Origin of the sequence: Agarivorans sp. DSG3-1 (assembly GCF_046774965.1) — a bacterium.
GTDB lineage: Bacteria > Pseudomonadota > Gammaproteobacteria > Enterobacterales > Celerinatantimonadaceae > Agarivorans.
The window spans coordinates 2,202,508-2,228,900 of record NZ_CP177241.1 but is presented as its reverse complement, the minus strand read 5'-3'; the positions used below and the strand labels follow the sequence as shown (position 1 = coordinate 2,228,900).

Sequence of the window (26,393 nt, the reverse complement as noted above, 5' to 3'; positions counted from 1 at the left end):
GCAAAAACTAGCTTACCTAAACGGCCTTTCTTAGAGCCACAGATTCATTGGCTAAAGGTTTTATCACTGCTGTTGTCCCAACTGGCTTTTTGGCCTCGTTGCTTAGCAACTCTTTAACTAGCCAACTCAAGCTAGTTATTTTCCTTCATGCTTCTCAAATAAAGCATCAAAGCCTCAATATTTATCAGGTAAGTGGCTAAACTATAAACTGATGGTCAGGGTCACTATTGCGCTGTTTTTTTTGTGTCTTAGCTTACTAGACATCTCAGCTGCAATTTTTAGTGGGATTACTAGGTCTTAGTTCTCGGAGAATAAACTCAATTTACCCATTCATCATTCACGACTAAGTGGCAAAGGATGCCGATGAGCAAATATTGTTTTACCCTACTTGTTGTATTTCCTTGCATGCTAAGCCAAGCAGCAGAAACTCTTGATTACGCAGTACAGGTGAATAGTCCGGATAACAACCCAGTACAAGACGTGGTGGTTTACCTTACGCCAATTGGTCACCAACTCCCACATATCAACCAAACAGCAGTCACCATTGGCCAGCGCGACAAAGCCTTCGTTCCCTACATTAGCGTGGCGCAACGTGGCAGTAAGGTTGATTTTAATAATGATGACAATATTACTCACCACATATATTCGGCAGTGGGGGAAAACAAATTTTCATTTCAAATTAAGGCTGGCGAGCAACACAGTAAGAGCGATTTTAATCACAGCGGCGTAGTGCCTATGGGTTGTAACATTCATGATTGGATGGGAGCTTACTTACTGCTGGTTGATACGCCTTTATTTAATAAAACAGACTCTCAAGGCCGGGCTAACTTTGAACAAGTAAGCGCTGGGGACTACCAGCTTACTGTATGGCACCCTGAACTAAAAACGGCAGACAAGCAAATTAGCCAGACCATTAGTATTCATCAAACTGGCACTCACGCATTAAACTTGCCCCATGCCTTGGAAGCTGAATTTGAACAACAAAATCCGGATGATTTTGATTTCCTCTCAGACTACTAATTGGCAGGAGCGCCGATGAAAAGTATTAAAACCAAAATTCTGCTGTTGTTTGTTTCACTGCTACTTTTGCTACAAGCGATTTCATTTTGGTCTACTTACGACTCTTTGCGCACAAAAGAACGCATAGCCATCGACTCGCAATTAAGTAAAGCCAAGGCCTTGTTTGATAGTGAATTTAATCGGCGCGAATTTTACCTCACCAGTTTTGCAGAAACGGTGACCAACGACTATGGCTTAAAAAGTGTGTTTGGCGAAGACCAGCGCAGTGTAGCCATTGCCTTACTTAACCACGGTAAACGCATCAACGCCGACTTAGCCATGGTAGTGACACCTTCAGGTATGATTGAGCTGCAATTGGTCAATAGTTATCAAAACAATCAGAACAAGAAAGTGGTGCGTGGCGCTCAGCAAGGCCAAGCCTTTGGGTTTATGCCAGCCTTAAAACAAAGCCAGTTGCCTCCTTATTACGTAATTGGCGAGCAGCTTTATCAGCTACACCTTTCGCCCTTAAAAAGTGGCCCTGCCATTATTGGCTGGGCAGGTTTTGGTTACGAAATATCTACCCCTTTAGCCGAGAGTTTCTTAACGCTAACGGGCTTGCAGGCCGATTTAATTTTGGAGCAACAAAACCATTGGTCTTTGTTGGGCTCGAGTAACCCTCTTGCACATATTGCCAGTGCTAAAGCTTTAATAAATCCTACTTCCAGCGATGTTATTTCATTAAAACAGCAATATAGCGCTGCGGGTGGCGCGAACTTTTATGTGCTGTTGCACAGCTCTCGTGACAACCTTGTGGCGGTGATTCAGCAAAGCTGGTTACAAATTTTACTCATCACCATACTCACCCTCATCATTTCAATGGTTGCAGCATATTTAATTGCTGATGACATCACTAGGCCTATCAAGTTATTGGTTAAACAAGCTAAACGCCTCGCGGCAGGTGAATACCAAAAGCCGGTGTCGGTTAACGATAAAACCGAGCTAGGCCAGTTAGCTAGCGAATTTAATAGCATGCAAGAGAAGGTGCTAAACCGTGAACAAGCGATTAAACACCGGCTGCAACACGACCCTCTTACCGAGCTGCCTAATCGCCATTGGCTAGCCAGCAAACTGCAAGATTTAACCGAACAAAATAGTGCCCCTTTTGCGCTATTTCATCTCAATATCTGTCGCTTGAAAGAGGTGAACGATACCCTAGGCCATACAGCTGGAGACCAGCTGATAAAAGAAGCTGGCAAGCGCTTAACGGCCTTACAGAGCGAGCATTTTTTGTGTCACATTGGCGCCGATGAATTTGTATTGGTATTACCCAATATCACTCGAGACACTGCCCGTGATGAACTCAATAATATTGCCATGCAAATGCATGAGGGCTGCAACTACCAAGACATGCATTTACAGCTACAAATTCGCGTGGGGGTAGCACTGTACCCTGAGCACAGCCAAGACCCACAAATACTGGTTCAAAAGGCCGACGCCGCCTTAAATCATTGCCGCGAGTCTCGTAGCCACTGTTATATTTACGACCCAAGTACCGATACCAATACGGTAGAGCGTTTAAGCCTAATTAACGACTTAAAAAAGGCGATTCAAAGCAATCAGCTCATCTTGCATTACCAGCCCAAGTTCAGCTTTGCCGCAAATAAGATTACCCATGTAGAAGCCTTGGTGCGCTGGCAACACCCAGAGCTGGGGATGATTCCTCCCGATTCGTTCATTGAAATTGCCGAACATACCGGACAAATAAACCCACTCACTCGCTGGGTATTTTTAGAGGCTTTATCACAAAGTTTGGCCTGGAAAGTACAAGGTATCGACATCAACATTGCGATTAATATTTCAGGTGAAAACCTTAAAGATGAAAGCTTTTATAGCTTCATTTGCCAGAATATTGAAAGCAAACAGCTACGCGCTGAATCGTTCACCTTAGAGGTCACTGAAAGTGCCCTGGTCGACGACCCCGAAACCGCAATTGCCTTATTAGCCCGTTTCAAAGAGCGCGGTTTTAAACTCTCTATCGACGATTATGGCACTGGTTATTCATCGCTTGCACAGCTAAAACGCTTGCCGGTTCATGAACTCAAAATAGATAAATCTTTCGTCCAAAAATTGGCGATTGACGCCGATGATGCAATTATAGTGAAATCGACCATTGAACTGGCTCATAACATGGGACTAAGCGTAGTAGCAGAAGGGATAGAAGATTTAGCCAGCCTGCGCTGGTTAGAAAAAGCCAACTGTAACTTAGCGCAAGGTTATTTTATTAGTCGCCCAAAACCAGCCAACGAATTGTACCAATTACTCGCTCAGGAGAGCATAGAGTTTGCCAACTAAGGGATTACTACGCGGCGCTATTGCACTGCTGGCAGTAACGCTACAACAAGCCAGCATGGCCACCGAGTTTACTGCCAATGGCATACTCGACTTACGTGCCAGCCAGGTAAACAGTACCGATAGCTACCTAAAAGGTGGCTTTGGTAAATTTGCTTATTCAAACGGCAGTCATCTGTCTATTGCCCAAGCTGGCTTAGATATAGGCGCGCACTGGGACAATGGCTTTGCGGCAAAACTGGTGCTAAATGGCTGGTTAGATAACGAAGATAGCGCGCTAGGTTTTAGCGAAGCCTTTGCTAGCTACAAAGGTCTGCCCTCAGAAAACGGCCTGCGCTGGTCCTCTCGTTTAGGCATTATGTACCCCAGTATTTCCTTAGAAAACACTGCTACCGCATGGGCCACACCTTATACTTTAAATGCCTCTAGCTTAAATACTTGGTTGGGTGAAGAGATCCGCACCACCGGCATAGAAGCTAAATTAGAGCGAATAGGTAAGTTTTCGGGCTCAAGCCACAATCTATCCCTAAGTGCCATGCTATTTGTAAACAATGATCCCGCGGGCGCATTACTGGCTTGGCATGGCTGGACAAGCAGTTCTAGACAAACCCTTTATGGAGAAACACGGTCTTTCCCAGAGCTAAAACAGCCCGCACTCTCAGATCAATCACAACGTTCAAATCCGTTTAAAGAGATAGACTACCGACCGGGTTATCACACTAATCTGGATTGGAGCATTCATCGCACTGCTTTATTTCGCCTAGGTTATTACGACAACATGGCCAAACCCTACTTAATTGACGATGGCGATTATGCATGGCGAACCCAGTTTGCTCACTTAGGTGGAAAATGGCGCTTTGCCAAACAATGGCAACTTGTTTGGCAATATATGAATGGATCTACTTTGATGCAGTCGCCCGACCGAGTAGACGCGGTAAATATGGACTTTGCTAACGGCTTTGTCTTGCTCTCCCGCAGCTTCAATAAAAAACACCGAGTTAGTGTTCGCGCCGAGGCCTTTAGGAATACCGACCTAGACAACACCCCACTCGATAACAACAACGAACGTGGCAAAGGGTTTACCTGCGCCTATCAATACCGCGTAAACAAAAACTGGTTTTTAGCTGGCGAGTATCAATGGTTATCTAGCCAGCGACCACAACGGGTTTTGCATGGCTTAGATGAAAACAGTAATGAGCAGCTGTTTCAGCTAGCCGCTCGTTATTTCTTTAGCGCCCTTTAAGCACTTAACTTATAACGTAGAAGTATGCTTGGTACTGACATTTAATGACAAAGCCTTAAGCATACTGACACTCTACACACTGAGATAAATTGCTAACCCTCTATCATGTGATGAATCGCGTTACTGCATTTAAGGACCCCACATGAATGGAATTCTCCGCCTAGCGTCTGTTAGCTTAATCATACTTACTAGCCTTGGTTTAACCGCCTGCAATACCAGCGATAGACTACTCGATCATGTAGATAAACCAAGAACAGCAAAAATTTCTTATATTAACGCCCAGCCCAATGCCACCGGTTTTTATCTTAAAAGTGTGGCTTATAGCAGTGACATATTTGACTCGCGCTTTAGGGTAACCCAGTTAAACTCGGCTAGCGCCAGTAAAGACCTTACCCACCGCTGGATAGAGAGTAACAATGAAAGCCAATTTGCCATTGAAAATAGCAATAGCCGCCTTGAACGAGTAAGAGTAAACAAGCACTTAAATCACCGTGGCAGCTATTGGGCTGTAGCTTGGCACAATAACAATTTGCCACAATTATCCATATTCGAAAAATCGACTATCCATCAACAACACAACTATTATCTGCGAGTATTCAGTAACAGCCAGCAAGTGTTAAAAGACCAAAGTCGCGACATCAACTTGGCGACGACAGAAGTAGGGAAAGTCACCGATAGCTTTGCCTTTGCCCAATGTAACGACGCAATGTTGGGAGAACACACCTTAGATCTTTGCGCTATTGGTGAGCTGGGCGGTGCATATTTAGTGGTAGCCAATACCAATGGCAGCATCGTGATTGTGGAAGAGTCTCAACCCTAAAGCCACTCTCTGTATTTGTTTATTAGCATAGCGGCTTAAGGGTTTACCGCAGTAACAGGCTTCATGTAAACGGATAAGTCAGTACTCATCGCTATGCAGCTAATCTCTTAACGAGTGTCTCGATTATCAAAATTTAATTGAAAGTGATTTAACTACTACCCAGTTTTTCCAACTGCTAGAGTCAACTACACTAAGTTCATCTACATTTTCGCCCTTAATGGAGTAATCAATGAAAGCCGTAGCCTATCAGCAAGCCCTAGCAATTAACGAGACCTTATCTTTACAAGACATAGAGTTAGACAAGCCTAGGGCCAGCGGGAAAGATCTACTGATCAAAGTAGCCGCCGTGTCGGTTAACCCTGTTGATACCAAAATCCGCGCCAATGTCTCTGCCGAGACAGGCCAATGGAAAGTTATTGGTTGGGATGCCGTTGGCACCGTAGAGCAAGTTGGTGACCAAGCCAGCTTTTTCAAGGTGGGTGACAAAGTATGGTATGCCGGCGATTTAACCCGCTCGGGCAGTAATGCAGAATACCAATTGGTTGACGAGCGCATTGTAAGCTTAGCCCCTACCAGCATTCCTGACGCAAAAGCCGCTGCCCTGCCGCTTACCGCCATTACTGCCTGGGAAATGTTGTACGACCGTTTAGAAGTAAGCCGTGACCAACACAAATCTATTTTAATTATTGGTGCGGCCGGCGGTGTTGGCTCTATTATGGTTCAACTGGTTAAACAGCTCACCAAGCTTAAGCTTATTGCTACCGCATCTCGCCCAGAAACCCAGGCTTGGCTAAAAGAGCTAGGCGCTGACCAAATCATTAACCACCGTAATCCGCTCAGTGAAGAACTGAAACAAGCCAACAACATTGATTATGTAGTGAGCTTAAACAACACCGATCAGCACCTAGCAGAGATTATCAAAGTGATTAAACCACAAGGTAAGTTTGGGTTAATCGACGATCCAAGCAGCTTAGACGTGAAGCTACTTAAGCCTAAAAGCATTTCTCTGCATTGGGAATTCATGTACACCCGCTCAATGTTTGAAACAGAAGATATGATCAAACAACATCAGCTTCTAGGTGAAATAGCGCAACTGATTGACCAAGGTAAAATCAAAAGCACTTTAGGTGATCACTTTGGCCAGATAAATGCCGATAACCTAAAGCAAGCGCATGCCTTTATTGAGTCCCAAAAGGCCAAGGGTAAAATTGTGTTAGAAGGCTTTTAAGCGCTGTTTAAACTATTTATTGACAGCAGCCAAGCTAGAATTACCCGTGTAATTCAGCTTGGTTAACTGCAAAATAGGCTCTCTATTTGGCCTTACAACTTCATACATGCAATCAACAATCAAATGACCATTGTTACATAATCAAAATATGATTTTAAACAATTAATATATAAAACAAACATTTATAGTAAAGCTCTTAGGCTTAGCTAATTGGTATAGGAGGCTTTCCTAAGCTCGACTCAGGCTTACGTACAAAGAGATTAAAATGAAGAAACTGATACTATGGATGGTAGTTGGATTTGCGGCTTGGAATATCTACACACAACAACATGTACCTGTAATCACCAATGCTGATTTAGTGCTGTTAGATGCTCCAATAAAAAAAGCCTCAAAGCTGCAATCAGTAACCACACAACAGTACACTTGTGATGGTAGGCAACACTGTAGCCAAATGTCTTCCTGTGCAGAAGCAACCTTCTTCATTAACAACTGCCCTAATACAAAAATGGACGGTGACAATGATGGGATACCTTGCGAGCGTCAGCATTGTAATTAACGTCGTATTAGATATTCATAAGTTAATCTCTTAACCTATTTACACTTCTTTACCTGCGCTTTACGTAACTAAAAATTGGCTTGTTTATACTTGCTCTAAGGGATAAGTAAGGCCAAATCATGAGTAAAACAACCGCAACAATATCACTGTTCATAGCACTACTAAGTCTTTTGTGGCTTCAAGTAGAACCCAATCTATTGTCCTATGAAAACTTCTTTCAATGGCGATCTGCGCTCATTCAATATAGTGGAATGCTAGCGGTAGGTTTGATGAGTTTAACCATGTTACTGGCTTTGCGCTTGCCCTTTATTGAGCAACTCACCAAAGGTTTAGATAAGTCTTACCGCTTACACAAATACCTTGGCATAGCAGCTGTCGTAACAGGCGCAGTACATTGGCTACTAGCCATCATCCCTAAGCAACTGGTAAGAGCTGGAGTATTAGATAAACCCGTAAGAGGCAGCGGACCAAATAATCCTGACTCTTTGTACGCGCTAATCAAACCATTAAGAGAGCTAGCCGAGCATGTTGGTGAATGGGCTTTTTATGGCATTGTTGTGTTGGTGATAGTGGCTCTACTGGGGGTTATTCGCTACAAAGGCTTTCGCTTTTCTCACAAACTGATGTCGGTAGCCTTTTTAGTCATCGCCTTTCACTCAGCAGTATTAATCAAACACAGTTACTGGCCTTACCCAATTACTTACGTTTGCCTAGCGCTGATTTGGGTGGGCAGCGTAGCAGCAATCTACAGCCTGTTAGGACGTATAGGTAAAACCAAACAACACACCGCCAAAGTGGCTAACTTTAGGCTCTTACCCAAAGACAAAGTGCTAGATTTGCGCTTAAGCGTTCCCAGCTGGCATGGCCACAATAGTGGGCAATTTGCTTTTGTTGGTTTTCCTGGTGAAGAGCCCCACCCTTTTACCATTGCCTCTACGCACACTAGAACGGGTCAATTACGATTTATGATCAAAGAGTTGGGTGACTTTACCGCTAATTTAAAAAACCGCCTCAGCATTGGCCAAGAGCTAAAAATAGAAGGTCCCTATGGTAACTTCGATTTTAGTGACTCTGCACCGCAACTATGGATAGCCGGCGGCATCGGCATTGCCGCTTTTACCGCTATTTTGCAACAGCGCCAAACCATGGATAAACCTCCTCTCGCTAAGTTGTATTATTGCAGCGAAACCATAGAGGCGAAGTTTATCGAGGAGTTACAGCACTTAGCGAACGGCGCTCAAATCGAGTTACAAATTATCGATAACAGCAACCAGGCATTCTTAAACACTGACCAACTATTACGCGAAGTCGATGATTTAATGCAACGAAGCATCTGGTTTTGTGGGCCAAGTAAGTTCTCACAGTGTTTACAAAATGATTTAGCCAAGCAAGGGTACAACCTTAATCAATTCCATAACGAGTTATTTGAAATGCGCTAGGGCCGAATAGGCGAAGAATAAACATAAAAAACCGACTAACAAAAGTCGGTTTTTAACGTTCCAGCTTAAGCATTTAGCGTGGTAACGTTGGCTCTCGCATCATGGAGCTTTAGCCCCACATGCAGCCACTTCGTTAACTCATACTTGGGGTACTTAGAACCAATACCCATATAAGTAACCCGCACTAACGGCCATGCCTAAAATCACCACCAAAAACGCTACAATCATTTGGTTTTTGAAAATAGATTTAAGCAAAATAACTTCGGTTAAGCTGGCACCTGCGCTACCAATAATCAAGGCCATTACCGCCCCTAAGCTCATTCCTTTAGCGGCTAATGCCGCACTTAAAGGAATTACCGCTTCAGCACGAATGTACAAAGGTATACCAATGACAGCCGCAACCGGTACTGCCAATGGGTTATCTTTGCTAGCAAACTGCGCAATTAAATCGCTTGGCATAAAGCCGTAAATCAACGAGCCAATGGCAATACCACCAATCAGATAAGGCAATACTTTTTTAAAATCTTGCCAAGTGCTATCCCACACTTTTAGCCATTTGCTACGCTCTACTGCTGGCTTACCTGAACAAGACGAACCGCATTTTTTGGCTTCTGGCTCTAAATAAGACTCGGCTTTTACATATATCTCAAAACCCAGTTTTTCTAAGGTGTAGCCCGCCACTACAGAGACCCCCATCGCCATCACAAAGTAAAATACACTGACCTTCCAGCCAAAGGTCACCGCAAACAAACCAATAATAATTGGGTTAAGCAAAGGGCTGGCAAACAAAAATACCATCATGGTGCCAAAACCTGCTTTAGCGCGTAACAAGCCCTTTAAGAAAGGAATGGTTGAGCAAGAACAAAATGGAGTTATTGCCCCTAAAAAGCCAGCCACGATATAACCCGAACCATTTTTGGCACTGAGAATACTTTGAATTTTTTGTGGCGGAATATACAACTGCAACACCCCCACCAAGTAGCTAATGGCTAAAAAAAGCAAGGTCAGCTCTACAGCCAAAAAACCAAACATATTTAAGGCTTGCCAAGCCATATCACTATTTATGCTAAACATTATATTAATTCTAAATTTCTAGATAATTCGAAATATATACTCAAGCATTGACAAAAACAAGTTATTTCTAATAATATCGAAATATAGATTTAATGGAGAAGCCTCATGAACACAGATAGCATTGCCAAAGCCCTAAAAGAACTCGGCCACCCTACTCGTTTAAGTATCTACCGAAGCGTAGTAAGAGCCGGTTATAGCGGTATTGCTGTAGGTGGCTTACAAGAAAAATTAGCGATTCCGGGCTCAACGCTTTCTCATCATATTTCAAGCTTGGTATCAGCCGGTTTGTTAAGCCAACGACGCGAAGGTCGAACCTTATATTGCGTAGCCGAGTTTGAGCGGCTGCAAACAGTGATTAGTTTTTTACAAGATGAGTGCTGTGCCGATGAACAAACTAAAGCTTGCTAGCGAATAAGCGATTCCCGACCAACACTGTACAAAAATCATTCAAAATATTTTTACTAACTGTGATTAGCGTGGGGGTGGCACTAAAAAATAGTTAATCCAACCATTAAATATTGTTCTTATCACTAACGTTAGCTCACAAAAACGTGACTAATGATTGATTTATTGTTTACTGGTGAAACCGCCACTTTCATTTACCAAGCTGTTTCATGGATAAGCTAACATCCCTCAACTAAGTTCCCTTAAATAACTCAAGTAACATTACCGAAGTATGCGGTCGTAGTTGCTGAGCTTAATTTGCCACGCTAAGCGTGTTAATCGCTGGTGGAGGCAAAGCCCGGTTCACCAAGCATATTGGCGAATCAGCGTAAAAATACTAATAATGTTAAGGGAACAACATGACTAACAAACTAATACTCTCACTTTGTATACTTGGCAGTAGCCAAGCCTTTGCCCACGGCTTAATCGTAGATCCACCCTCGCGTAACGCTCTTTGTGGCTTAACCGAAAAACCCGATCAAGCCACTAGCCAACATTGTATCGACGCCTTTGCCAACGATGCGCAAGGTGGTTACAAATTCATGAGTGTACTGACTCATGCCGAAGGGCGTGCAGTGGTATCTCCTTTGCCAGCAAATGTATGTGGTTTTGACAGCGAAACCTGGGAAGGCGGGGCGACACCTTGGGACGCAGCCACGTCTTGGCCGGGCCAACCCGCTCAAGCTGGACCACTCGATATTACCTGGAACATTAGCTGGGGAAATCACTTCTCTGACACACGAGAGTTTCACTATTGGATAACCAAACCAGGCTTTGTATTTGACCCGAGCAAAGCCCTAAGTTGGGATGACTTTGAAACAGAACCGTTTTGTGTATTGCCATACGATGATAACAACCCCAATGCTAACCCAGCGGTAGTATCTGACAAAGAAGCGGTTACCTTCACCACCACCTGTACCCTGCCAGAACGCAGCGGTCATCAGGTAGTGTACGGTGAATGGGGGCGTAACTCTTGGACCTTTGAGCGTTTTCATGGCTGTATTGATTTAGCCTACGCCGAAGACACCTTAGGTAAACCAATTGCCGATTCGCAGACCTTAGCCACCAATCAAGACACTCCATTAAGCATTACCTTAAGCGGCAGTGATTCAAATGGCCAAATTGCCAGTTACCAAGTGCTTAGTCAGCCTGCAAACGGGACATTAAGTGGCACAGGTGCTGCACTTACTTATACCCCGGTCGCCGGATTTATTGGTGATGACGACTTTAGCTTTAGCGTGATAGACAACGAAGATTTAGAGTCTGCACCTGCGCAAATTAGCATTTCGGTGAAATCTACCGCTAATACCGCGCCTGTCGCAAGCTTTGAGGCAAGCAGCAAAGGTTTAGTCGCCAGCTTTGATGCAAGTGCTTCAAGCGATGCCGAAAACGATGCTCTGAGCTACCAATGGGACTTTGGCGATGGATACAAAGCGAGTGGCGCATTGGCAAGCCACACTTACGATGCAGCAGGCAGCTACTCGGTGTTGCTCAGCGTATCCGATGGATTGTTAGAAACCACCAGCAGCCAAGAACTGGTGCTTAGTGCATTGCCGCCTACCCAAGCGGGTTGTGAATATGTGGTAGTTGATCAGTGGGGATCTGGGTTTAACGCAGAGATCCGTTTAATCAATACTGGTGAGCAGGCAATTAACGGCTGGCAAGTTAGCTGGGCTTACGCCGACGGCAGCAGTGTGAATCAGCTATGGAATGGCGTACTCAGTGGAAATGGCCCTTACACGGTAAGCAACACCACGTGGAACGGCACCATTGAGCCGGGTCAAACTATCAGTGTGGGTTTCCAAGGATCCGGCAATGGGAACTTAGAGGTACCAGTTGTTAGTGGTGATATTTGCCAATAGTCACTACTAATTAAGGTTTAATTATCATTTGAAAATAGCACCGCTAATGCGGTGCTATTTATTTACTTAACGACGCTATCGGCGCTTAACCACTGCTCGCCTTGCCGCTATGCATCCGCTAAGAAGCGCTCTGCGACCGATGATATTGGCCGCGATGTTCGCTTCATCAAGTACCACTGAGTAACAATCGGTAAGTGTTCAACATTGCTGGTTAATCAAGCTTCAATTCAATACTTTTTATAAGCACTATGCTGCCTTTATAGCCCGTTAGCAAGGTTTATGATTGGCCTTAAAAGCGCAGGTTTTTATAATAAAACTGCTTATCGTGTTCACCAATCTCTCGCAGCACTTTACAAGGATTCCCCACCGCTACCACGTTAGCCGGAATATCTTTGGTTACTACACTGCCAGCACCTATCACACTGTTTTCGCCAATGCTAATACCCGGCAATACCACAGTATTTGCGCCTATCCACACATTATTGGCAATATCGATAGCAATGTTAAATTGTGCCGCTTTACGCCTCGGTTCTGGGTCGATAGGGTGACCGGCGGTGGCCAAGGTAACATTTGGCCCTATCATCACCGAATCACCAATATAGATATGGGTATCGTCTACCAAGGTAAGATTAAAATTAGCATAAACATTTTTGCCTAAGTGGGTATGCTTGCCCCAATTAGCCTGCAAGGGCGGCTCTATAAAACAGTTATCGCCCACTTCTGCAAAGATTTGCTTTAGTAAGTCTTCACGCAGCTTTATTTGCGATGGCCGACTTTGGTTATAGTCATAAATAACTTCTTGGCATTGGGTTTGTTCCGCAAAAATATCCTCATTAAAGTAATACACCTGCTGGCTGTGTTTTTGATCTTCACTATCCATGGCACCCTCTCATTCATGAGCTAAATCTAGTTACATAATTTGGCACTGTAACAAGGCTTTACCGTGGATTCTTGGCCTAAGTTCATAGTTACCCAAAAGAGGATAACTAAACAGCGCTTTTATACTTAGGTAAGTTTTCAGCAAGTTCGGTGAGACTGGCCACGACCAACTTGGCTTGTATTTCCCAAGGGTCAAACACCGTTTGTTTTGAGCGCTGAATCCACGCTGCCTGCATGCCCGCAGAAATAGCGCCGGTAACGTCAAAAGGATTGCTCGAAATCAGCCATGCCTTATCCGCAGTCGTATTAGCTTGCTGTAAAAAATACGCATATACCGCGGGATTGGGTTTGAATGATTGAACGTCATCGGCGCTCACCACACTTAGAAATAAGTGGTCTATTCCAGCTGTTTTTAATAACAACTCTACCGCCTCACGTTTGCCATTAGAAAAGGCAAACATTTTAAAACCAAGGCCCTGTAGTTCAGTCAAGCCTTGCTTTACATCGGCATGTGCTGGCAACACCTTATAAACATCCAACAAGCGTTGCTTTTGCTCGGCGGTTAAGGCTATTTGAAAAACTTGGCAACAGTAATCAAGGGCTTGTGCAGTGCATACTGCAAAACTTTGGTAATTTTGCATTAAGCCACGCCGAAACGAGTATTCTAGCTGCTTGTCTCGCCACATTTGAGAAAACGCTGGGGCTTGCTCTCCCATCAGAGCTTGTAACTGTTGCTCTACACCACGGGTATCGATCAACGTACCGTATACGTCAAAGGCTAAAGTCATTGTCATTTTGATTGCCCTTTGGTGTGGCTACTTATCAATTAGCAATAAAACTGTAGCGCAAACAAGCGAGACAGCACTTAAAAACAGCGTCCACTATAACTAGACTTGAACGTTCGCTCAATGTAAATTGAACAATTGTTCAAGGTTTAACTAGGTGAAGCTAATGGCTAACTCCGCTAAATTTAATCGCCAAGACGTAGTACAAAAAGCCACAGAGTTGTATTGGGAAAAAGGCTTCCACGCTACATCTATGCGTAACCTTCAAGAAGTCATAGATATGCGCCCCGGCAGTATTTACGCCAGTTTTGGTAGCAAAGAAGGCTTGTTTAGTGAAGCCTTAGATAACTATGCCAACTCAAGCATAGAACAACTTTACGCCTGTAAAGCCGAGGCAGCCTCTCCTATTGCCGCTTTAAAGTTATTTTTAAAAAAAGCACTAATAGATAGCCGAAAAACAGCGCCTAGTGGTATGTGTATGCTGGTAAAAACCGTAGCAGAATTAACTGACGACAATGCCGAACTGCTCGAACAAACCAAAAAGCTGCTGGCGAAGGTAGAAGCCGAATTTACCAAAGTTCTTAATGAAGCCAAATTGGCTGGCGAGTTACAAAGCGATAAAGATACAGCCCAATTAGCCCGTCACCTGCAAGTGCAAATTATTGGCTTGCGCACATACTCGCGCGCCCACGATGGTAATGCCCCCATCAAACAACTCATAGAAGAGTTATTTGAACACAGCTCATTTACCACCGCGTAAAATTTTTAAACCAGCCCCCACTTAGAATATTTGTTCATTGTTGTACTAGGAAAGTAAATGCAGGCCTTAAATCATTTTTCCCAAACTCGCTTAGCTTGGCTGAGTTTATTGCTATTTATGGTATTTTTTGAAGCATGCGCATTAGCGTTCCAGCATGTTATGAAGCTACCGCCCTGCGTCATGTGTATTTACGAGCGTGTAGCCATGTTAGGCATTGCTGGCGGCGCAATCATTGGTTTGTTAAACCCCAACAATCTATTAGTGCGAATACTTGGCTTTGCCGCTTGGGGAGTGAGCGCAGCATGGGGTTTGCAACTGTCGATAACGCATACTGATTTACAAATGAATCCATCGCCCTTTGCCACGTGTGATTTGTTTGTTAGCTTCCCAGGCTGGGCCCCCTTAGATCAATGGTTGCCATGGATGTTTCAAGCCTATGGCTCTTGTGATGTAGTGGACTGGATATTTCTAAGCCTAAGCATGCCGCAGTGGTTGATCATTATTTTTGCGGCTAATCTTATCGCGCTGGTCGTCATGGTAATGGCTCAGTTTTACGCAAAGCCGGCACCCGTTTAGATTCTAAACGACTACGGAAATGTGGCAGAGCAGAGTTGATCAGCTTAGCGTTAGTCTATAGGCCCATTACATACCGCGGGTCGTCTTTACTTTGTATCACCGCCAGCACTATATTCAGGTTTGCTCACTTCACTTTCAGCCTGTACCGAGTGAGCAACAACACAATCGAAATGACTAGGCTTGTTTTAAGCTTGGTTTCATCCAACTCTCTTCTTTAGAAGGCCAACCGAACCGCTATTAAAAAGTGTAAATATTAGCTCTCACGTAAGCCTACAGTTTCTGTTCTTTTAAATGGAGAGCTCAAACTAACCATAGTGCTAGCCACTCCTGTTGACCTAATACTCATATTCTGTGTGTTTTCGATTTGTGACCTCAGCAATAGGAATCTAGCTATTTTCAAGCAGGGCGAGTGAAGCGCGAACCCTCATAATTAGCAACAAGCCAAGTGAACAAAATTCAACCATGTTAGCATTTTACTGGGAACTAGAAGATCCGTAGAGATCTCAGATAATACATAAGGAATGTAAAATGATAACAGCAAAACAGTCGATGACTTTGCCATGCCGATCAGCCCTTGGCTTAGCCGCACTTTTAAGCATCTCAAGCGTACATGCAGACACCTGGCATTTTAGAGGTACACCCAATAACTGGGCCAGTACAGCAATGAGTAAGTTAACACCCACCTTCACCAAAGTTGCCAAACATTTTCTGCCACTAATGCCCGTTTTAAAATTGACCATTATGGCGATTGGAATGACAGCTACCCTGCTGATGATTTTTTAATAAGCCAAGCGGGTAGTTATCAAATAAGCTTTAACAGCAGCGATAAAAGCATCACCGTTGATTCGGTAAGCCAATGTGAAGACCCTGCAACAAGCACCAGTAATCAGCAAACTAATACAACAGATACTCGCTTCTATTTTGATGCCAGTGACTTTACCAGCACTCCCACTATATGGGCTTGGATTTCTAATGGCAGTGCCATTTCTCAGTTAGAAGGATACAGCTGGAATAGCCAACAAAGCTTGTTGGTAGATAGTGACAGTGGTTATTACTATTGGCGCTTACCGAGCGCTTATCAAGCGGAGTTAGATGCCGGTTTAAAGCTCAACTTTATCATTGATAAGAATGATGAATTTAGCCGAAACAACAGCGGATGCTACAGCGAAAACCGTTGGTACCAAAGTTTAGCTACTTGCTTAGATAAACCCTTTCAACCTTATATAGGGCCTTACCTCACTTTGCTTCAGCCGCAATATTCGGGTGACTACAATACTGCTAGCATCTTAGACCCCAGCAGTAACATGGTGATTAACTACGAGTTAAGCAGCGCTGATAGTAACTTTAGCGCAGCGGTGTTTTACCGCCCAGCTGGCCAAACTAGCTGGATAGAACAAACCGAAGATGAGGTAGACCCCCTTGGCGAAGGTTGGGAAAAAGTTCACCATATCACTCTCACCAACTTACAAGCCGATACCGAATATCAATACAAGGTAATTGGACCAAACGGTAAGTTTTCTGCTGAATACGCATTTAAAACCGCTAGTACCAATATGGATTACAGCCGCTTTTTAGTAGTGGGTGACATGCAAGATGAGCAAGGTGAGCAGCGCTGGCACGATATTGCCCAAGCCATTAGCAGTGAGCACATGGACGACTTTGACTTTATTATTACCGTAGGCGACATGGTAAAAGACGACGTTAGCCATAGCTCTGAACGCTTTTACTGGTGGAAGGTATTTTTTGATAAAGGCCAACAGCTGTTTGCTTCTAAACCCATCATGCCAGCAATGGGGAATCACGATACGCCAGGTAATATCGGGGTCAGTGATTCAGAGCAATACTGGAGCAATGCCGAAGATACCCGTTCATTTAGAAAGTACTTTTATCTGTCTCCAGATATGAGCTACCCAGACTATTACAGCTTTAGCTACGGTAACGCTTGTTTCATGAGCGTTAACTCAGAAATCCCGGTTTTTTATGGCCGTCATCCAGAGCGAGATAACGGCAACAATGCAGCAACGCAAGCCAACTGGTTACAGCAAGAGGTAAACAAAGCACAGGCCTGCCCTTGGAGTTTTGCTTATTTTCATGTGCCACCTATTAACCCTGCTGGTGGCAAAAGTGAAGTGGCTTTTGTCCGCCCATATACCGATTATTTTAATCACAAATTAGATTGGTCTATTACTGGCCACGTGCACGAATACCAGCGCCTAAAGCCGGTACATGCAACCAGTAACACTTTAGATTTTAATAAATCGGGTTATGGCCGAACCGCTGATAAAGGCGTGGGGTATATGATTGCCGCTCCTGCTGGTCAATGGCCTCGGAATACTACCAGCAGCAACATGCACCAATTGGCGTTTTACCCGCATAACAGCAACGGTACCGCTTACGAAATTGGCTTTAGCATCATCAATGTTTCGGCCAATAATTTTGAACTAAAAACCTATGGTATGGGTAGCGTGGGCGACAAAGTTCAGCCTTCTGGTTACCGCTCTGGCGACGACAGAAGCAAGCAGCTCATAGATACTCTGAGTTATAGTAAACTGGCCTTAATTGCTAATGCAGGTCCAGATATTAATGTGAATCAAGGCGACACAGTGAGCTTTGATGGCAGCGATTCACAAGCCTTAAGTGGCTCTATTATTAGTTACCAGTGGTCAAACGGTTTAACCGGAGTGTCTGCCAGCAAGGTCTACTCAGAACTGGGCAGTTTTCCGGTAACGCTTACCGTTAAAGATAACCAAGGAAATAGCGCTACCGACAGCGTAGTGGTGACGGTGCTCGATCAATCAGCTAACTACCAAAAAGATTTTGAGAGCGTTGATTTTCGTGGCACTGCAAACAGTTGGGGAAAAACCGCGATGAACTTAATCGCCGACAATACCTGGCAACTGGTAGTGAGCGTTACCGATAGCCAGCCCAGTTTCAAATTTTACGCCAACGGAAAATGGTATGGCGATGACCAAGCTGATGGAGAAACCCACAGTAACGAGCGCGCTAATATTGCCCTTTCTCAAGGACCGGGTTTGTATCAAATTACCCTCACTGACCATACTCGACAATATCGAGTCACGAAGTTGTAAAACCCCCTTTACCAATAACCAAAAAGCCCAGAGCACAAAGCTCTGGGCTTAAAACTGTTAGCCGTTAACCATTTAGCACTTTTCTTATTTTAGTATTGCGCGCCAAAAACTTGAGTCCAATATTGGCCATAAGTACTGCTGCTGTTTTCGCTCATGCCTGCACCTAGCTCGGTGTAGTTAGCACTCATGATGTTTGAACAGTGACCGCTGCTTTTTAGCCAGCTAGACATTGCGTCATCTAAGGTACGGTTACCCGCAGCAATGTTTTCGCCCACGTAAGACGAGTTGTAACCCTGCCCTCTCGCGCGGCTAGAAGGGCTAGAACCGTCTAATCCGGTATGTGAGAAAAAGTTATAGTTTGCCATGTTAGTTGAGTGCTCTTCGGCAGCCAACTGCAAACTTAAGTTAGAACTTAATGGCTCAACGGCTGGGTAATAAGTACCGCCACAGTTACGCCCCACACTTCGCGCTTCATTTACTGCTTCTAGCATTCTAGCTTGAATAGTATCTTCTACTGGATCACTTGGTTCGATTGGGTCAACGGGATCAACCGGGTCCGTTGGCTCAACAGGGTCCACTGGATCTGTTGGTAACACCGGGTCCTCAGGGTCAATGGGATCAACCGGATCGCTAGGGTCAACCGGATTGGTTGGCTCACTAGGATCTTGGCCGCCAGGATCAGTGGGTTCAACAGGGTCAGCAGGCCCACTAAGGCCAAGTAATAACAATAAAAATTTAAAAAATGACATATATTTCCTTATATCGTCTGGGTAGTGAGGCTCCTAAGCCAAGGGATCATTAACTACACATCAAGCTGATAACAGCTATACACGATCCCTCGGTAACCATAAACGCTCACTAACTATTTGGTTTTACTCATAAAAGCTTGCAATAACGCTCTACTTTCACAAGGGATAAAAATATTACATAACTACAAATCAAAAAACATGATCTTGATTATGTTTATAATTAAATTATCAATAACACCTATAAGCCATTAATATTAAGAAGATTATCCTAAGATTCATTGTAGGGAGCGGATGTTAAACATGAAAAGCGCTACGATTTGCTTGGCAATGTAGCTCACCAACAAATGATTAAGCCTCTCGGTACCTTTAAATACTGATTAGAGTTCCGAGCCTGCTTTGGTTTACACACTCAATATGTATCAAACAGACTTTTATAAAGTGAGAGCCCAGCTAGCTAGGCTTTTAATCAGAGACTCATTGCTTATTACTTTTCTCAGCGTTGCGCTCCAAATACCTGAGTCCAATACCGGCCATAACTACTGCTGCTGTTTTCACTCATAGCGGCACCTAGCTCAGTGTAGTTAGCATTCATAATATTTTTGCAGTGGCCGGTGCTGCTTAACCAACCAGACATCGCGCTTTCTAAAGTGCGTTGCCCCGCAGCAATATTTTCGCCAACGTAAGACCAGCTATAACCGTGCGCCGTAGCGCGAGTGGCTGAGCTAGATCCGTCTAATCCGGTATGAGAAAAGAAATCGTAATTGGCCATATTGTTTGAGTGCTCTTCAGCGGCCAGTTGCAAACTTAGGTTGGAACTTAGCGAGGCTACCGCAGGGTAATAGTCGCTACCACAGTTACGCCCTATACTTCGTGCTTGGTTTACGGCCTCTAACATACGAGCTTGAAGGGTATTGTCTGTTGGCTCTGTTGGCTCTGCAGGTTCTTCTGGATTAACCGGATCGTTAGGTTGGTTTGGTGTAGGTTCGCCAGAGTCAGATGAACCACCACAGCCACTAAGCCCTATTAACAACAATAATATTATAAAACGAGACATGCACATCCTTATCATGCGTAAAGTCAGTGAAAACAAGCCCTTTAGAGACATTAAGTACTCACTAACAATTAAATTAATAAGGCATAAAAACACATTGAGATGGCAAAATCCATGAATTTTTCATCAATAAAAAATATCAAACTATTCGCCCTGTAAGCTTAAATAGACGCTTCTATATAACCTGTAGACCAACGCAGCAACAGCCATTTGAGTAAATATTCGAAGCCACTCAGTAACTGGCGCGATGCTAAAAAGCAATCACAAACTCTCCGCTACTACTTGTAAATAGATTAAATATCTACTGCGTATAAAGGGTGTGGGTGGGCTAATACAAAGTGCTGCCAAACATGCTGATACACTTCGCGTTGATTAGGAAACGGCACCATGGATTGAGCCTCTTCAATTCCCACCCAACGATAGTCGGTATGTTCGTGATTTAATACCACAGCTTGGTTTGGAGGACAGATCACCACAAACACCGGAATAACTTGCATTACATTGCTGTTGGCTTCAAAAAACTGCTCAAGAATCTGCCCGTTGTAAAGCTGAGTGACCTCTATCTGAGTTTCTTCTTTAAACTCGCGCACCATTGCTTGCCACGCCTTCTCGTCGCCCTCTATATGGCCGGCTACATGGCACCAATAATTGCCCTTGCTGCGCTTCATTAACAGCATTTTGGTTTGGCTATTAAATTGCGATAAAGCCACTCCAGAAACAATCGACGTATCTAGCGGAATCATCTTTAACGTCTCCTTAAGTCTTAATGGTAATAACCTTAAACCATGGCTTGGCGAATCACTGTTTTCCAGTTTTCTGGTGCGGCGCGGCGAATGTCAGACAAGTAAATTTCATGATGTTTACCCCGCAGTTGACTGCCGCTATCGCTAATAAATTGATGAACCCGCTCTACCGTTGGCCCCTCTTCAGAAAACGGCCCCACATGTAGAGTTTGTGCACATTTACCTTCAGTAAACTCAGCAAAGCGAACTAGATCTATAGCGGCCAAATTTTTCTTGGTGTTGACTTGTTTTATCGCCTCAGCTACCCGCTCCGTGGTCACCCACTCTGGCTGCATAATCATCATCGTCCAAATCCAATTAGCCTTGTTGTCGTTTACAAAGTCACTCATATCTTCCGCCCACCACAGGCCTTCCAGCGGCATTACTGCGTAATCAATTCCCACGCTCTTCTTAATCATAAACTTAAGGGTATAGGCGAGTGAAAACAGCGCCTCTACCGCTGCTTGGTAACGTTCAGAGCCAGGCTCACCCTGCCCATCTACCATTAAAAAATTCATGGTCGGCACATCGACTAGCGCCACTTTTTTAGCTGAAGGGCGATAAAACTGCTTTAATTCTTTTTTAAAGTCTATTTTGCTCATGCTTGTACTCTAAGGGTGATAAACCAACAACGATATGAATACCGTCAGCATACCGCAAAACACAGCTCTCGTGCTGTTACTGTAGTTAAGTAGTTACCTTATGTTATGGCTGATAAAAGCCTGAAACAAAACCGGTGGCCTCGCAATTTGGGCTGCTAAGAATGACCAAACTGGTTTCATCTACAAGGTATTCTTGCTCGCAGTCCGTATAGGGGTGATTAAACTTAAGTTGACCATTGTCAGCCAATGTGGCCTGCATGCCATCGGTATTGATGAGGGTTAAATCCGTAATTTCTAAGTACTCTCCTGCAGCGCTATATAAACCACTATTGTCGGCAGTCGTCATTGTCAGGGTTTGTTTGCTTGGGCGCTTCGTATAGAACCGTGCATCCCCACAATTAGTATTAAACTGCACGGCCTTATCTTGCATCCGTGTGAAACTGTAAACATGGCTAGCCGCATAACCAGAAGGATATTGGCAGGCGCTGTCTTCTGTATACTCGGTGTCTGCTTGCACAGAAATACGCACTAAGCCACGCTGTTCCACTTCGCGATCAGTGAAATAGTCATCCCAAAATAATACTCGTCCATTGCTGCTCACCACAGCAACATGATCGTCGGCAGTGTCACGGTAAATCCCTGCAGTATTCAATGTGTTGTTGGGGTTAATAGGTTGGCCGCCTTTATTGCCGCCGGTATTGTTACTGTTACACGAACTCGCGTTGGCATTTTTTGAACAAAGGTTAACGCTCCCCTGTTCTTTACAACCGCTAACAATGGCCAGTGAAGCCACGATTGCAAATGTGATTAGTTTTTTCATTTTGTTGCCTTTACTCTCATAGCCACTTTCACAATAAAAGTAGTGATGTAGCTCAACGCTGCTTGTCTGTAGAAAGCATAAAACAACGGTGTTTTTTTAGGCAACGAGGACCTTAAAGCCAAACTGTTAGCCTAAGTCGTTTAGGCACTCCCCCTGCTATTAAACGCACTTCAAGTTAGATTAGCGCGGACCAGCGGCAATAAACTTAGCTTGGGCTTTGGCATAAATCAGCTGATCGACACATAACGATGCAGTGAGCGAATAAATGCCTCTGCGCTCGCCAACAAGCTGAGCACTTAAGCGTAAGGTTTGACTCACAGGAATAGGCCTAACAAAGCGAACCTTTAGCTCAGCGGTCATTGCCTCTACTCCTTCAAAGAACAATCGATTCACCATTGCGTCGTCTAATAAAGTGCTGATAACACCGCCATGTAACACCCCACTATAACCTTGATACCTATCCCCAAGCTTTACCGTTGCCCATGCTTCTTTTAGTTGATTAAGTGAGAACGTCAACCCCATGGAATAGGTGTTTAGTTGCGGATCACCACAAGCGATACAATGTTGGTGGTGCGCAGGCTTTAGCTTATTCACTGATTATTTCCCTAAGCAATATTTAGTCTCCATTAATAGCATATGCCATAAATAAATCACACCAGTAATTGGCATATGCCAATTACTGGTGTATGGTTAACTCATCACATTAGGAGCAAAAATGCCTAGACCAAAGAAATGCCGCCGTATTGGAGGCGCTCCCGCCCACCGTTGCTTTAAACCTAACGGCGTGCCAATGAGCAAATTAAACAAAATAAACATTCTGCCCGAAGAGTTAGAAGCACTGCGCCTAGCCGATTACCACAATATGAGCCAACAAGCCGCCGCAGATCAAATGGGTGTATCACGGCAAACCTTTGGCAACATTGTTAATCAGGCGAGATACAAGGTAGCCGCCAGCTTAATAGAAGGCAGCGCACTACTATTTGAAGAAGAGAATATTGAATAAAAGGAAGCAAACCATGATTTATGCCGTAGCAAATGACCAAGCTTTAGTCGCTAATCACTTTTCTAAAGCAGAGCAATTTTCATTTTTTACCCACAACAATAGCTTAATTGACAACTGGGAGAATCCAGCGGCCAACGCTGAAGCCTCTTGCAGTGATAAAAGCGCCATTATCACTCAATTACAAACCATGAAAACCGAGGTGGTGATTGTGCGTAATATTGGGGAGCGCGCCTTAGCCAAACTATTAAAGGCTGGCATTAAAGTCTTTCAAGTAGGCCAGAAAACCGAAGTAAAAGCAGCCACCACCAGTGACTTGTTAGAACTTAACCACCCTAGCCAAGGGCGCGCTTCTACTCAGTACAATAAAAACCATCATTGCGAAGACCGCCAACAAGCCAATCGCTGTTGTGGCCAATCAAATAAACGCCACCATAGATCCGGTCGCTCAGGAAAGGCCTGCTGTAGCTAAACCATTATTGGCTAACTAGATGAATTAACCCGTTCCAACAAAGTCTGTCACTTTCTTTGCTTAGCAACTCCCCCTTATAAAGTTACAGACTTCCCTTTATCGTCAATAGATTTCCCCCAAACCTATCTATGAGCACTTTGGTAATTCGCACAAATTTTCTTATTCCTCACAGCTACTTTGATGAGTTTCTCAACATCAATATTGACTCATAACTCACTAGACTGATAGCATCCCCACTTTATTGATTTTGCAGTTAATATCGAACAACAGACAAGCAAGGAATCGCATGTTTAAGGTAGACAAACTAATTAGCTATATAGGAAGCAAGTATGCAGCCAAACGCTAATTTCGTTCAGCAATCCAAATTCAACCAAACCTTGTTAGTAGATGCCTTTGGCCAGTCTTACGTTTTTATTCCTAGGCATAACGGTGCGCGTCATCAAGGTGAGCAACTCCACAGCTGCATAGATGTTTATTGGGCTGAATCTTTACTGCAAAACCATAGCTCTATGTGGGGTTACCAGTTTGACCTAAACAAACTCTATTCCAACATGGCTGGCGATTTTATGGCTAACCATAAAACTGAGCAGCAAAAACATGCCTGGTTAAGTAAAGCCATTATCAGTGGCGAAGTAAAAGTGTATAAGGGTGAAAGCTTTGCAGGCAATGCCCCAACAGATACCGAAGGCGGTATTCCTGTAGCGACTTTGCCAGAGAAAACCGCTGCCCCCCGAGCAGCTCCAGCCAAGGAAACTTTGGGCCAAGGTGGTAGGGTTGAGCAACAATCATCTCAGCCTCCAAGTTCTAGCCAGCAGAAACAAGCAAAAACGGCACCTAAGCGGTTAAACCCAGCCCAAACAATCAACGAAGCAAGCACTCGTTTAAAAATAGCTAAAACCGCGATTACCGACGCTAAGGCAGCAAATTCTGCTCTTCCCAAAACGCCTTATACTCTAGAAGACAAATTAGCCATAGTAGAAAACGGTCTTAACGAAAATATTCTTGTTAGGATAATTGAAACCGCTCATTCAGGAGACTCAGGAACCATTGGCCAAGTAAAAGGTGGTCGAGCAGTAACATGGACCGCACCAATGAGCCAAGTAGAACATGCCGATAGTGATGCTGAGCTTTTATTAAACGCTTTTGGTACTCGATATAAGCCTGAAAAAACATACACCATGTTGCTTATCGATAAGCAAAAAGTTGCCGATGCTGGTGATGTTGTTTCTGTCATTCCAACATTTGATAACATGAACCAGATGATTGCAGGTAACCCTGATATGGGGATCGACCCAAACATTGCTAACAAAGTGATGAATGAGGACTTTGCCCCTAAGTATGAAGAGTTTGCTAATAATGCTTGGGATGCAGGAGTCGACATGGATACCCCTGACGACAGAATTGATTATGCCATTAACGAGCTAGGTTACGATGTCGACACTGCCAAGCTTTTGAGCAAGCGGCATGACATCGCGACAAAAATTAGCGCGTGGGAAATTTTCACAGGTAATGGAATGACCCGTGATACCAATGTCACTAGTCATATCGCTTATGGCCCTGTTGAAGTGTTTACTTATGATAAAAACCCACAACAACTAGGCAAGTTAGAGAGCCTAGGGGCAATTAAGCGAATTGATTTATAAGGTAGTTTTAATGAAATTTGAAAACTTACGTGTTGATGAATTAGATAACAACCCAGACACCGTTTTAAACTTTAAATCACTAAGGTCTAACGGTAAATATCGTTTCTTCTACTTGTTATTACAGCACGATTATTTAGTACTGGCATCAAAAGGCATTTTCCCTTCAATAAATGGAAAGCCTGAAAGGGTGACTGGCGGTACCGATATTGAAATACCCAAAAGCGGTCTTCAGTGGTTCATCAATGCTATTGAACAGAAGTTTATGAGAACAGAGGCTGAGGGCGGCTTGAAAAGGGAAGAGCTCACATTTAGTGAAGTAATTGACGGTGAAAAGCTTGTCACTAGTCGCTGGTTTGGTACTTCTGGCTACGCCTTGGCAAATGCAAGCCGAAATCTACATAGTAACTTCGGGGGAGAAGGCCAACAGGAGTTTTGCTTTACCGATAAAATGCTATTTGATGAGGGCTTGCTAGACAACCTTAAGGTAATTGCTCAAAAAATTGATCGCGGCGAGTTATAAACATCCAAGAAACATGTATTGACGTTAATAGAGCAAAATCACAACCGTTGTTCTGAGTTCGAAGACTCAGCTGATGTTAGCTGCATTCCTAAAGCAAAGGGAAGTTCAAATGAATTATTCGAAGCTTTCAGCGTCATCAGGCCTAGCGCTAGTTGAGTTTTCAAAGAAAAACATCTCATCTATTGAGGAAGCCATTTACGACTCGATATTAGCGCAATTAACGTTTTTATCGGATGAAGCTAAACAAGGACGCAACCCTAGAACTAGCCTCCCTAAAGGGAAGACATTTACCTATGGGGTTCTTGCTTCAAGAAACTTTGCCTCTCCAGAAGAACTAAAATTAAAAGGGCTTTTAGATGAAGTTACATCGCACCTATACCCCGAGGACTATCAATAAAAACCGCAGCACATAAAATATCATTGTCTATTGCTAAACACTCCACAATGACATGAGCACTCAAAGAGTTAAAGTGGATTATAAAACAGGCCGCTTCATCGATATTGGCCTGAATAAGCTAACAGGCAGGCTAGTGAGTTAAAAACTCATATTCTAAAAACATATACACCGATTAATGATCAATTTGATGTAACTGGACAAGTGTTGACTTTGTGCGAGCAACTATTGAATGGCACAATAAAAATAGCCAT

At 43.8% G+C, this 26,393-nt stretch carries 27 protein-coding genes; 18 read left to right on the top strand and 9 right to left on the bottom strand.

Annotation, left to right across the window (positions count from 1 at the left end):
- Window positions 1-363 precede the first annotated feature (363 nt).
- The 7 genes from ACLD71_RS10410 to ACLD71_RS10380 all read left to right on the top strand — a co-directional run bounded on the left by ACLD71_RS10410 (window position 364) and on the right by ACLD71_RS10380 (window position 8,637).
- The gene (locus tag ACLD71_RS10410; RefSeq protein WP_161985091.1) at window positions 364-1,020 is read left to right on the top strand and encodes a methylamine utilization protein; all 657 of its coding nucleotides are present in this window, start codon (window positions 364-366) and stop codon (window positions 1,018-1,020) included.
- A gap of 15 nt (window positions 1,021-1,035) precedes the next feature.
- Window positions 1,036-3,354, top strand: coding sequence for an EAL domain-containing protein (locus ACLD71_RS10405; protein WP_137672207.1), 2,319 nt, complete (start codon window positions 1,036-1,038; stop codon window positions 3,352-3,354).
- Window positions 3,344-4,594 (top strand): outer membrane beta-barrel protein, encoded by a 1,251-nt coding sequence (locus ACLD71_RS10400; protein WP_411994614.1) that lies wholly within the window; start codon window positions 3,344-3,346, stop codon window positions 4,592-4,594. The genes ACLD71_RS10405 and ACLD71_RS10400 overlap by 11 nt, the downstream gene beginning before the upstream one ends.
- A 142-nt stretch (window positions 4,595-4,736) precedes the next feature.
- Entirely contained in the window at window positions 4,737-5,414 is a 678-nt protein-coding gene (locus ACLD71_RS10395; RefSeq protein WP_137672209.1) for a hypothetical protein, read from the top strand.
- Between the two features lie 229 nt (window positions 5,415-5,643).
- Window positions 5,644-6,642, top strand: a complete 999-nt coding sequence (locus ACLD71_RS10390) for a zinc-binding alcohol dehydrogenase family protein (protein WP_411994612.1) — start codon at window positions 5,644-5,646, stop codon at window positions 6,640-6,642.
- Between the two features lie 265 nt (window positions 6,643-6,907).
- Window positions 6,908-7,198 (top strand): excalibur calcium-binding domain-containing protein, encoded by a 291-nt coding sequence (locus ACLD71_RS10385; protein WP_411994611.1) that lies wholly within the window; start codon window positions 6,908-6,910, stop codon window positions 7,196-7,198.
- 119 nt (window positions 7,199-7,317) lie between these two features.
- The gene (locus ACLD71_RS10380) at window positions 7,318-8,637 is read left to right on the top strand and encodes a ferric reductase-like transmembrane domain-containing protein (RefSeq protein WP_411994610.1); all 1,320 of its coding nucleotides are present in this window, start codon (window positions 7,318-7,320) and stop codon (window positions 8,635-8,637) included.
- Between the two features lie 153 nt (window positions 8,638-8,790).
- On the opposite strand, the gene ACLD71_RS10375 is transcribed toward ACLD71_RS10380, so the two are convergent.
- A complete protein-coding gene (locus tag ACLD71_RS10375) occupies window positions 8,791-9,711 on the bottom strand; it encodes a permease (RefSeq protein WP_411994608.1) in 921 nt (306 codons plus the stop codon).
- Between the two features lie 105 nt (window positions 9,712-9,816).
- Here ACLD71_RS10375 and ACLD71_RS10370 point away from each other — a divergent pair, with 105 nt between their 5' ends.
- Window positions 9,817-10,119 (top strand): ArsR/SmtB family transcription factor, encoded by a 303-nt coding sequence (locus tag ACLD71_RS10370; RefSeq protein ID WP_303509401.1) that lies wholly within the window; start codon window positions 9,817-9,819, stop codon window positions 10,117-10,119.
- A gap of 395 nt (window positions 10,120-10,514) precedes the next feature.
- Window positions 10,515-12,017: a lytic polysaccharide monooxygenase gene (locus ACLD71_RS10365; protein ID WP_411994606.1), complete on the top strand. Its 1,503-nt coding sequence runs from the start codon at window positions 10,515-10,517 to the stop codon at window positions 12,015-12,017.
- A gap of 289 nt (window positions 12,018-12,306) precedes the next feature.
- Here the strand turns inward: ACLD71_RS10365 and ACLD71_RS10360 are convergent, their stop codons facing one another.
- Together ACLD71_RS10360 and ACLD71_RS10355 are read right to left on the bottom strand one after the other, a co-directional pair.
- Window positions 12,307-12,897, bottom strand: coding sequence for a sugar O-acetyltransferase (locus tag ACLD71_RS10360; protein ID WP_137672215.1), 591 nt, complete (start codon window positions 12,895-12,897; stop codon window positions 12,307-12,309).
- 106 nt (window positions 12,898-13,003) lie between these two features.
- Complete coding sequence (locus ACLD71_RS10355; protein WP_137672216.1) at window positions 13,004-13,690, bottom strand: haloacid dehalogenase type II; 687 nt, start codon at window positions 13,688-13,690, stop codon at window positions 13,004-13,006.
- 157 nt (window positions 13,691-13,847) lie between these two features.
- Here ACLD71_RS10355 and ACLD71_RS10350 point away from each other — a divergent pair, with 157 nt between their 5' ends.
- From ACLD71_RS10350 to ACLD71_RS10335, 4 genes are all read left to right on the top strand, one after another.
- Window positions 13,848-14,441: a TetR/AcrR family transcriptional regulator gene (locus tag ACLD71_RS10350; RefSeq protein WP_137672217.1), complete on the top strand. Its 594-nt coding sequence runs from the start codon at window positions 13,848-13,850 to the stop codon at window positions 14,439-14,441.
- Between the two features lie 57 nt (window positions 14,442-14,498).
- Window positions 14,499-15,017 carry a disulfide bond formation protein DsbB gene (gene dsbB / locus ACLD71_RS10345; RefSeq protein ID WP_411994603.1) on the top strand — a complete coding sequence of 173 codons (519 nt, stop codon included), beginning with the start codon at window positions 14,499-14,501 and terminating at the stop codon, window positions 15,015-15,017.
- Between the two features lie 528 nt (window positions 15,018-15,545).
- On the top strand, window positions 15,546-15,800 hold the full coding sequence (locus tag ACLD71_RS10340; protein ID WP_411994601.1) for a hypothetical protein: 255 nt from the start codon (window positions 15,546-15,548) through the stop codon (window positions 15,798-15,800).
- Window positions 15,801-16,042: 242 nt separating this feature from the next.
- A complete protein-coding gene (locus ACLD71_RS10335) occupies window positions 16,043-18,106 on the top strand; it encodes a metallophosphoesterase (protein ID WP_411994599.1) in 2,064 nt (687 codons plus the stop codon).
- Window positions 18,107-18,195: 89 nt separating this feature from the next.
- Here ACLD71_RS10335 and ACLD71_RS10330 read toward each other — a convergent pair whose 3' ends face one another.
- The 6 genes from ACLD71_RS10330 to ACLD71_RS10305 form a co-directional block, all read right to left on the bottom strand.
- Window positions 18,196-18,855 carry a CAP domain-containing protein gene (locus ACLD71_RS10330; protein WP_137672221.1) on the bottom strand — a complete coding sequence of 220 codons (660 nt, stop codon included), beginning with the start codon at window positions 18,853-18,855 and terminating at the stop codon, window positions 18,196-18,198.
- Between the two features lie 493 nt (window positions 18,856-19,348).
- Complete coding sequence (locus ACLD71_RS10325) at window positions 19,349-19,909, bottom strand: CAP domain-containing protein (protein ID WP_411994597.1); 561 nt, start codon at window positions 19,907-19,909, stop codon at window positions 19,349-19,351.
- Between the two features lie 290 nt (window positions 19,910-20,199).
- Window positions 20,200-20,649: an NUDIX hydrolase gene (locus ACLD71_RS10320; RefSeq protein WP_137672223.1), complete on the bottom strand. Its 450-nt coding sequence runs from the start codon at window positions 20,647-20,649 to the stop codon at window positions 20,200-20,202.
- A gap of 35 nt (window positions 20,650-20,684) precedes the next feature.
- Complete coding sequence (locus tag ACLD71_RS10315) at window positions 20,685-21,290, bottom strand: GyrI-like domain-containing protein (protein WP_411994595.1); 606 nt, start codon at window positions 21,288-21,290, stop codon at window positions 20,685-20,687.
- 103 nt (window positions 21,291-21,393) lie between these two features.
- On the bottom strand, window positions 21,394-22,110 hold the full coding sequence (locus ACLD71_RS10310) for a hypothetical protein (protein WP_411994593.1): 717 nt from the start codon (window positions 22,108-22,110) through the stop codon (window positions 21,394-21,396).
- A gap of 180 nt (window positions 22,111-22,290) precedes the next feature.
- Complete coding sequence (locus tag ACLD71_RS10305) at window positions 22,291-22,704, bottom strand: PaaI family thioesterase (RefSeq protein WP_411994591.1); 414 nt, start codon at window positions 22,702-22,704, stop codon at window positions 22,291-22,293.
- A gap of 121 nt (window positions 22,705-22,825) precedes the next feature.
- On the opposite strand from ACLD71_RS10305, the gene ACLD71_RS10300 reads away from it, so the two are divergent.
- The 5 genes from ACLD71_RS10300 to ACLD71_RS10280 all read left to right on the top strand — a co-directional run bounded on the left by ACLD71_RS10300 (window position 22,826) and on the right by ACLD71_RS10280 (window position 26,142).
- The gene (locus tag ACLD71_RS10300; RefSeq protein ID WP_137672226.1) at window positions 22,826-23,113 is read left to right on the top strand and encodes a DUF134 domain-containing protein; all 288 of its coding nucleotides are present in this window, start codon (window positions 22,826-22,828) and stop codon (window positions 23,111-23,113) included.
- Between the two features lie 13 nt (window positions 23,114-23,126).
- Window positions 23,127-23,582: a NifB/NifX family molybdenum-iron cluster-binding protein gene (locus ACLD71_RS10295; protein WP_411994589.1), complete on the top strand. Its 456-nt coding sequence runs from the start codon at window positions 23,127-23,129 to the stop codon at window positions 23,580-23,582.
- Between the two features lie 329 nt (window positions 23,583-23,911).
- Entirely contained in the window at window positions 23,912-25,225 is a 1,314-nt protein-coding gene (locus ACLD71_RS10290) for a hypothetical protein (protein ID WP_411994587.1), read from the top strand.
- Window positions 25,226-25,235: 10 nt separating this feature from the next.
- Window positions 25,236-25,745 (top strand): hypothetical protein, encoded by a 510-nt coding sequence (locus ACLD71_RS10285; RefSeq protein ID WP_411994585.1) that lies wholly within the window; start codon window positions 25,236-25,238, stop codon window positions 25,743-25,745.
- Window positions 25,746-25,854: 109 nt separating this feature from the next.
- The gene (locus ACLD71_RS10280) at window positions 25,855-26,142 is read left to right on the top strand and encodes an immunity protein Tsi6 family protein (RefSeq protein ID WP_411994583.1); all 288 of its coding nucleotides are present in this window, start codon (window positions 25,855-25,857) and stop codon (window positions 26,140-26,142) included.
- The last annotated feature ends 251 nt before the right edge of the window (window positions 26,143-26,393 follow it).

What these genes read in the sequence shown, in the direction of transcription:
- ACLD71_RS10410 (WP_161985091.1), top strand. Translation starts at nt 364, where the DNA reads ATGAGCAAATATTGTTTTACCCTACTTGTTGTATTTCCTTGCATGCTA.
- ACLD71_RS10405 (WP_137672207.1), top strand. Translation starts at nt 1,036, where the DNA reads ATGAAAAGTATTAAAACCAAAATTCTGCTGTTGTTTGTTTCACTGCTA.
- ACLD71_RS10395 (WP_137672209.1), top strand. Translation starts at nt 4,737, where the DNA reads ATGAATGGAATTCTCCGCCTAGCGTCTGTTAGCTTAATCATACTTACT.
- ACLD71_RS10390 (WP_411994612.1), top strand. Translation starts at nt 5,644, where the DNA reads ATGAAAGCCGTAGCCTATCAGCAAGCCCTAGCAATTAACGAGACCTTA.
- ACLD71_RS10385 (WP_411994611.1), top strand. Translation starts at nt 6,908, where the DNA reads ATGAAGAAACTGATACTATGGATGGTAGTTGGATTTGCGGCTTGGAAT.
- ACLD71_RS10380 (WP_411994610.1), top strand. Translation starts at nt 7,318, where the DNA reads ATGAGTAAAACAACCGCAACAATATCACTGTTCATAGCACTACTAAGT.
- ACLD71_RS10375 (WP_411994608.1), bottom strand. Translation starts at nt 9,711, where the DNA reads ATGTTTAGCATAAATAGTGATATGGCTTGGCAAGCCTTAAATATGTTT.
- ACLD71_RS10370 (WP_303509401.1), top strand. Translation starts at nt 9,817, where the DNA reads ATGAACACAGATAGCATTGCCAAAGCCCTAAAAGAACTCGGCCACCCT.
- ACLD71_RS10365 (WP_411994606.1), top strand. Translation starts at nt 10,515, where the DNA reads ATGACTAACAAACTAATACTCTCACTTTGTATACTTGGCAGTAGCCAA.
- ACLD71_RS10360 (WP_137672215.1), bottom strand. Translation starts at nt 12,897, where the DNA reads ATGGATAGTGAAGATCAAAAACACAGCCAGCAGGTGTATTACTTTAAT.
- ACLD71_RS10355 (WP_137672216.1), bottom strand. Translation starts at nt 13,690, where the DNA reads ATGACAATGACTTTAGCCTTTGACGTATACGGTACGTTGATCGATACC.
- ACLD71_RS10350 (WP_137672217.1), top strand. Translation starts at nt 13,848, where the DNA reads ATGGCTAACTCCGCTAAATTTAATCGCCAAGACGTAGTACAAAAAGCC.
- dsbB (WP_411994603.1), top strand. Translation starts at nt 14,499, where the DNA reads ATGCAGGCCTTAAATCATTTTTCCCAAACTCGCTTAGCTTGGCTGAGT.
- ACLD71_RS10340 (WP_411994601.1), top strand. Translation starts at nt 15,546, where the DNA reads ATGATAACAGCAAAACAGTCGATGACTTTGCCATGCCGATCAGCCCTT.
- ACLD71_RS10330 (WP_137672221.1), bottom strand. Translation starts at nt 18,855, where the DNA reads ATGTCATTTTTTAAATTTTTATTGTTATTACTTGGCCTTAGTGGGCCT.
- ACLD71_RS10325 (WP_411994597.1), bottom strand. Translation starts at nt 19,909, where the DNA reads ATGTCTCGTTTTATAATATTATTGTTGTTAATAGGGCTTAGTGGCTGT.
- ACLD71_RS10320 (WP_137672223.1), bottom strand. Translation starts at nt 20,649, where the DNA reads ATGATTCCGCTAGATACGTCGATTGTTTCTGGAGTGGCTTTATCGCAA.
- ACLD71_RS10315 (WP_411994595.1), bottom strand. Translation starts at nt 21,290, where the DNA reads ATGAGCAAAATAGACTTTAAAAAAGAATTAAAGCAGTTTTATCGCCCT.
- ACLD71_RS10310 (WP_411994593.1), bottom strand. Translation starts at nt 22,110, where the DNA reads ATGAAAAAACTAATCACATTTGCAATCGTGGCTTCACTGGCCATTGTT.
- ACLD71_RS10300 (WP_137672226.1), top strand. Translation starts at nt 22,826, where the DNA reads ATGCCTAGACCAAAGAAATGCCGCCGTATTGGAGGCGCTCCCGCCCAC.
- ACLD71_RS10295 (WP_411994589.1), top strand. Translation starts at nt 23,127, where the DNA reads ATGATTTATGCCGTAGCAAATGACCAAGCTTTAGTCGCTAATCACTTT.
- ACLD71_RS10290 (WP_411994587.1), top strand. Translation starts at nt 23,912, where the DNA reads ATGCAGCCAAACGCTAATTTCGTTCAGCAATCCAAATTCAACCAAACC.
- ACLD71_RS10285 (WP_411994585.1), top strand. Translation starts at nt 25,236, where the DNA reads ATGAAATTTGAAAACTTACGTGTTGATGAATTAGATAACAACCCAGAC.
- ACLD71_RS10280 (WP_411994583.1), top strand. Translation starts at nt 25,855, where the DNA reads ATGAATTATTCGAAGCTTTCAGCGTCATCAGGCCTAGCGCTAGTTGAG.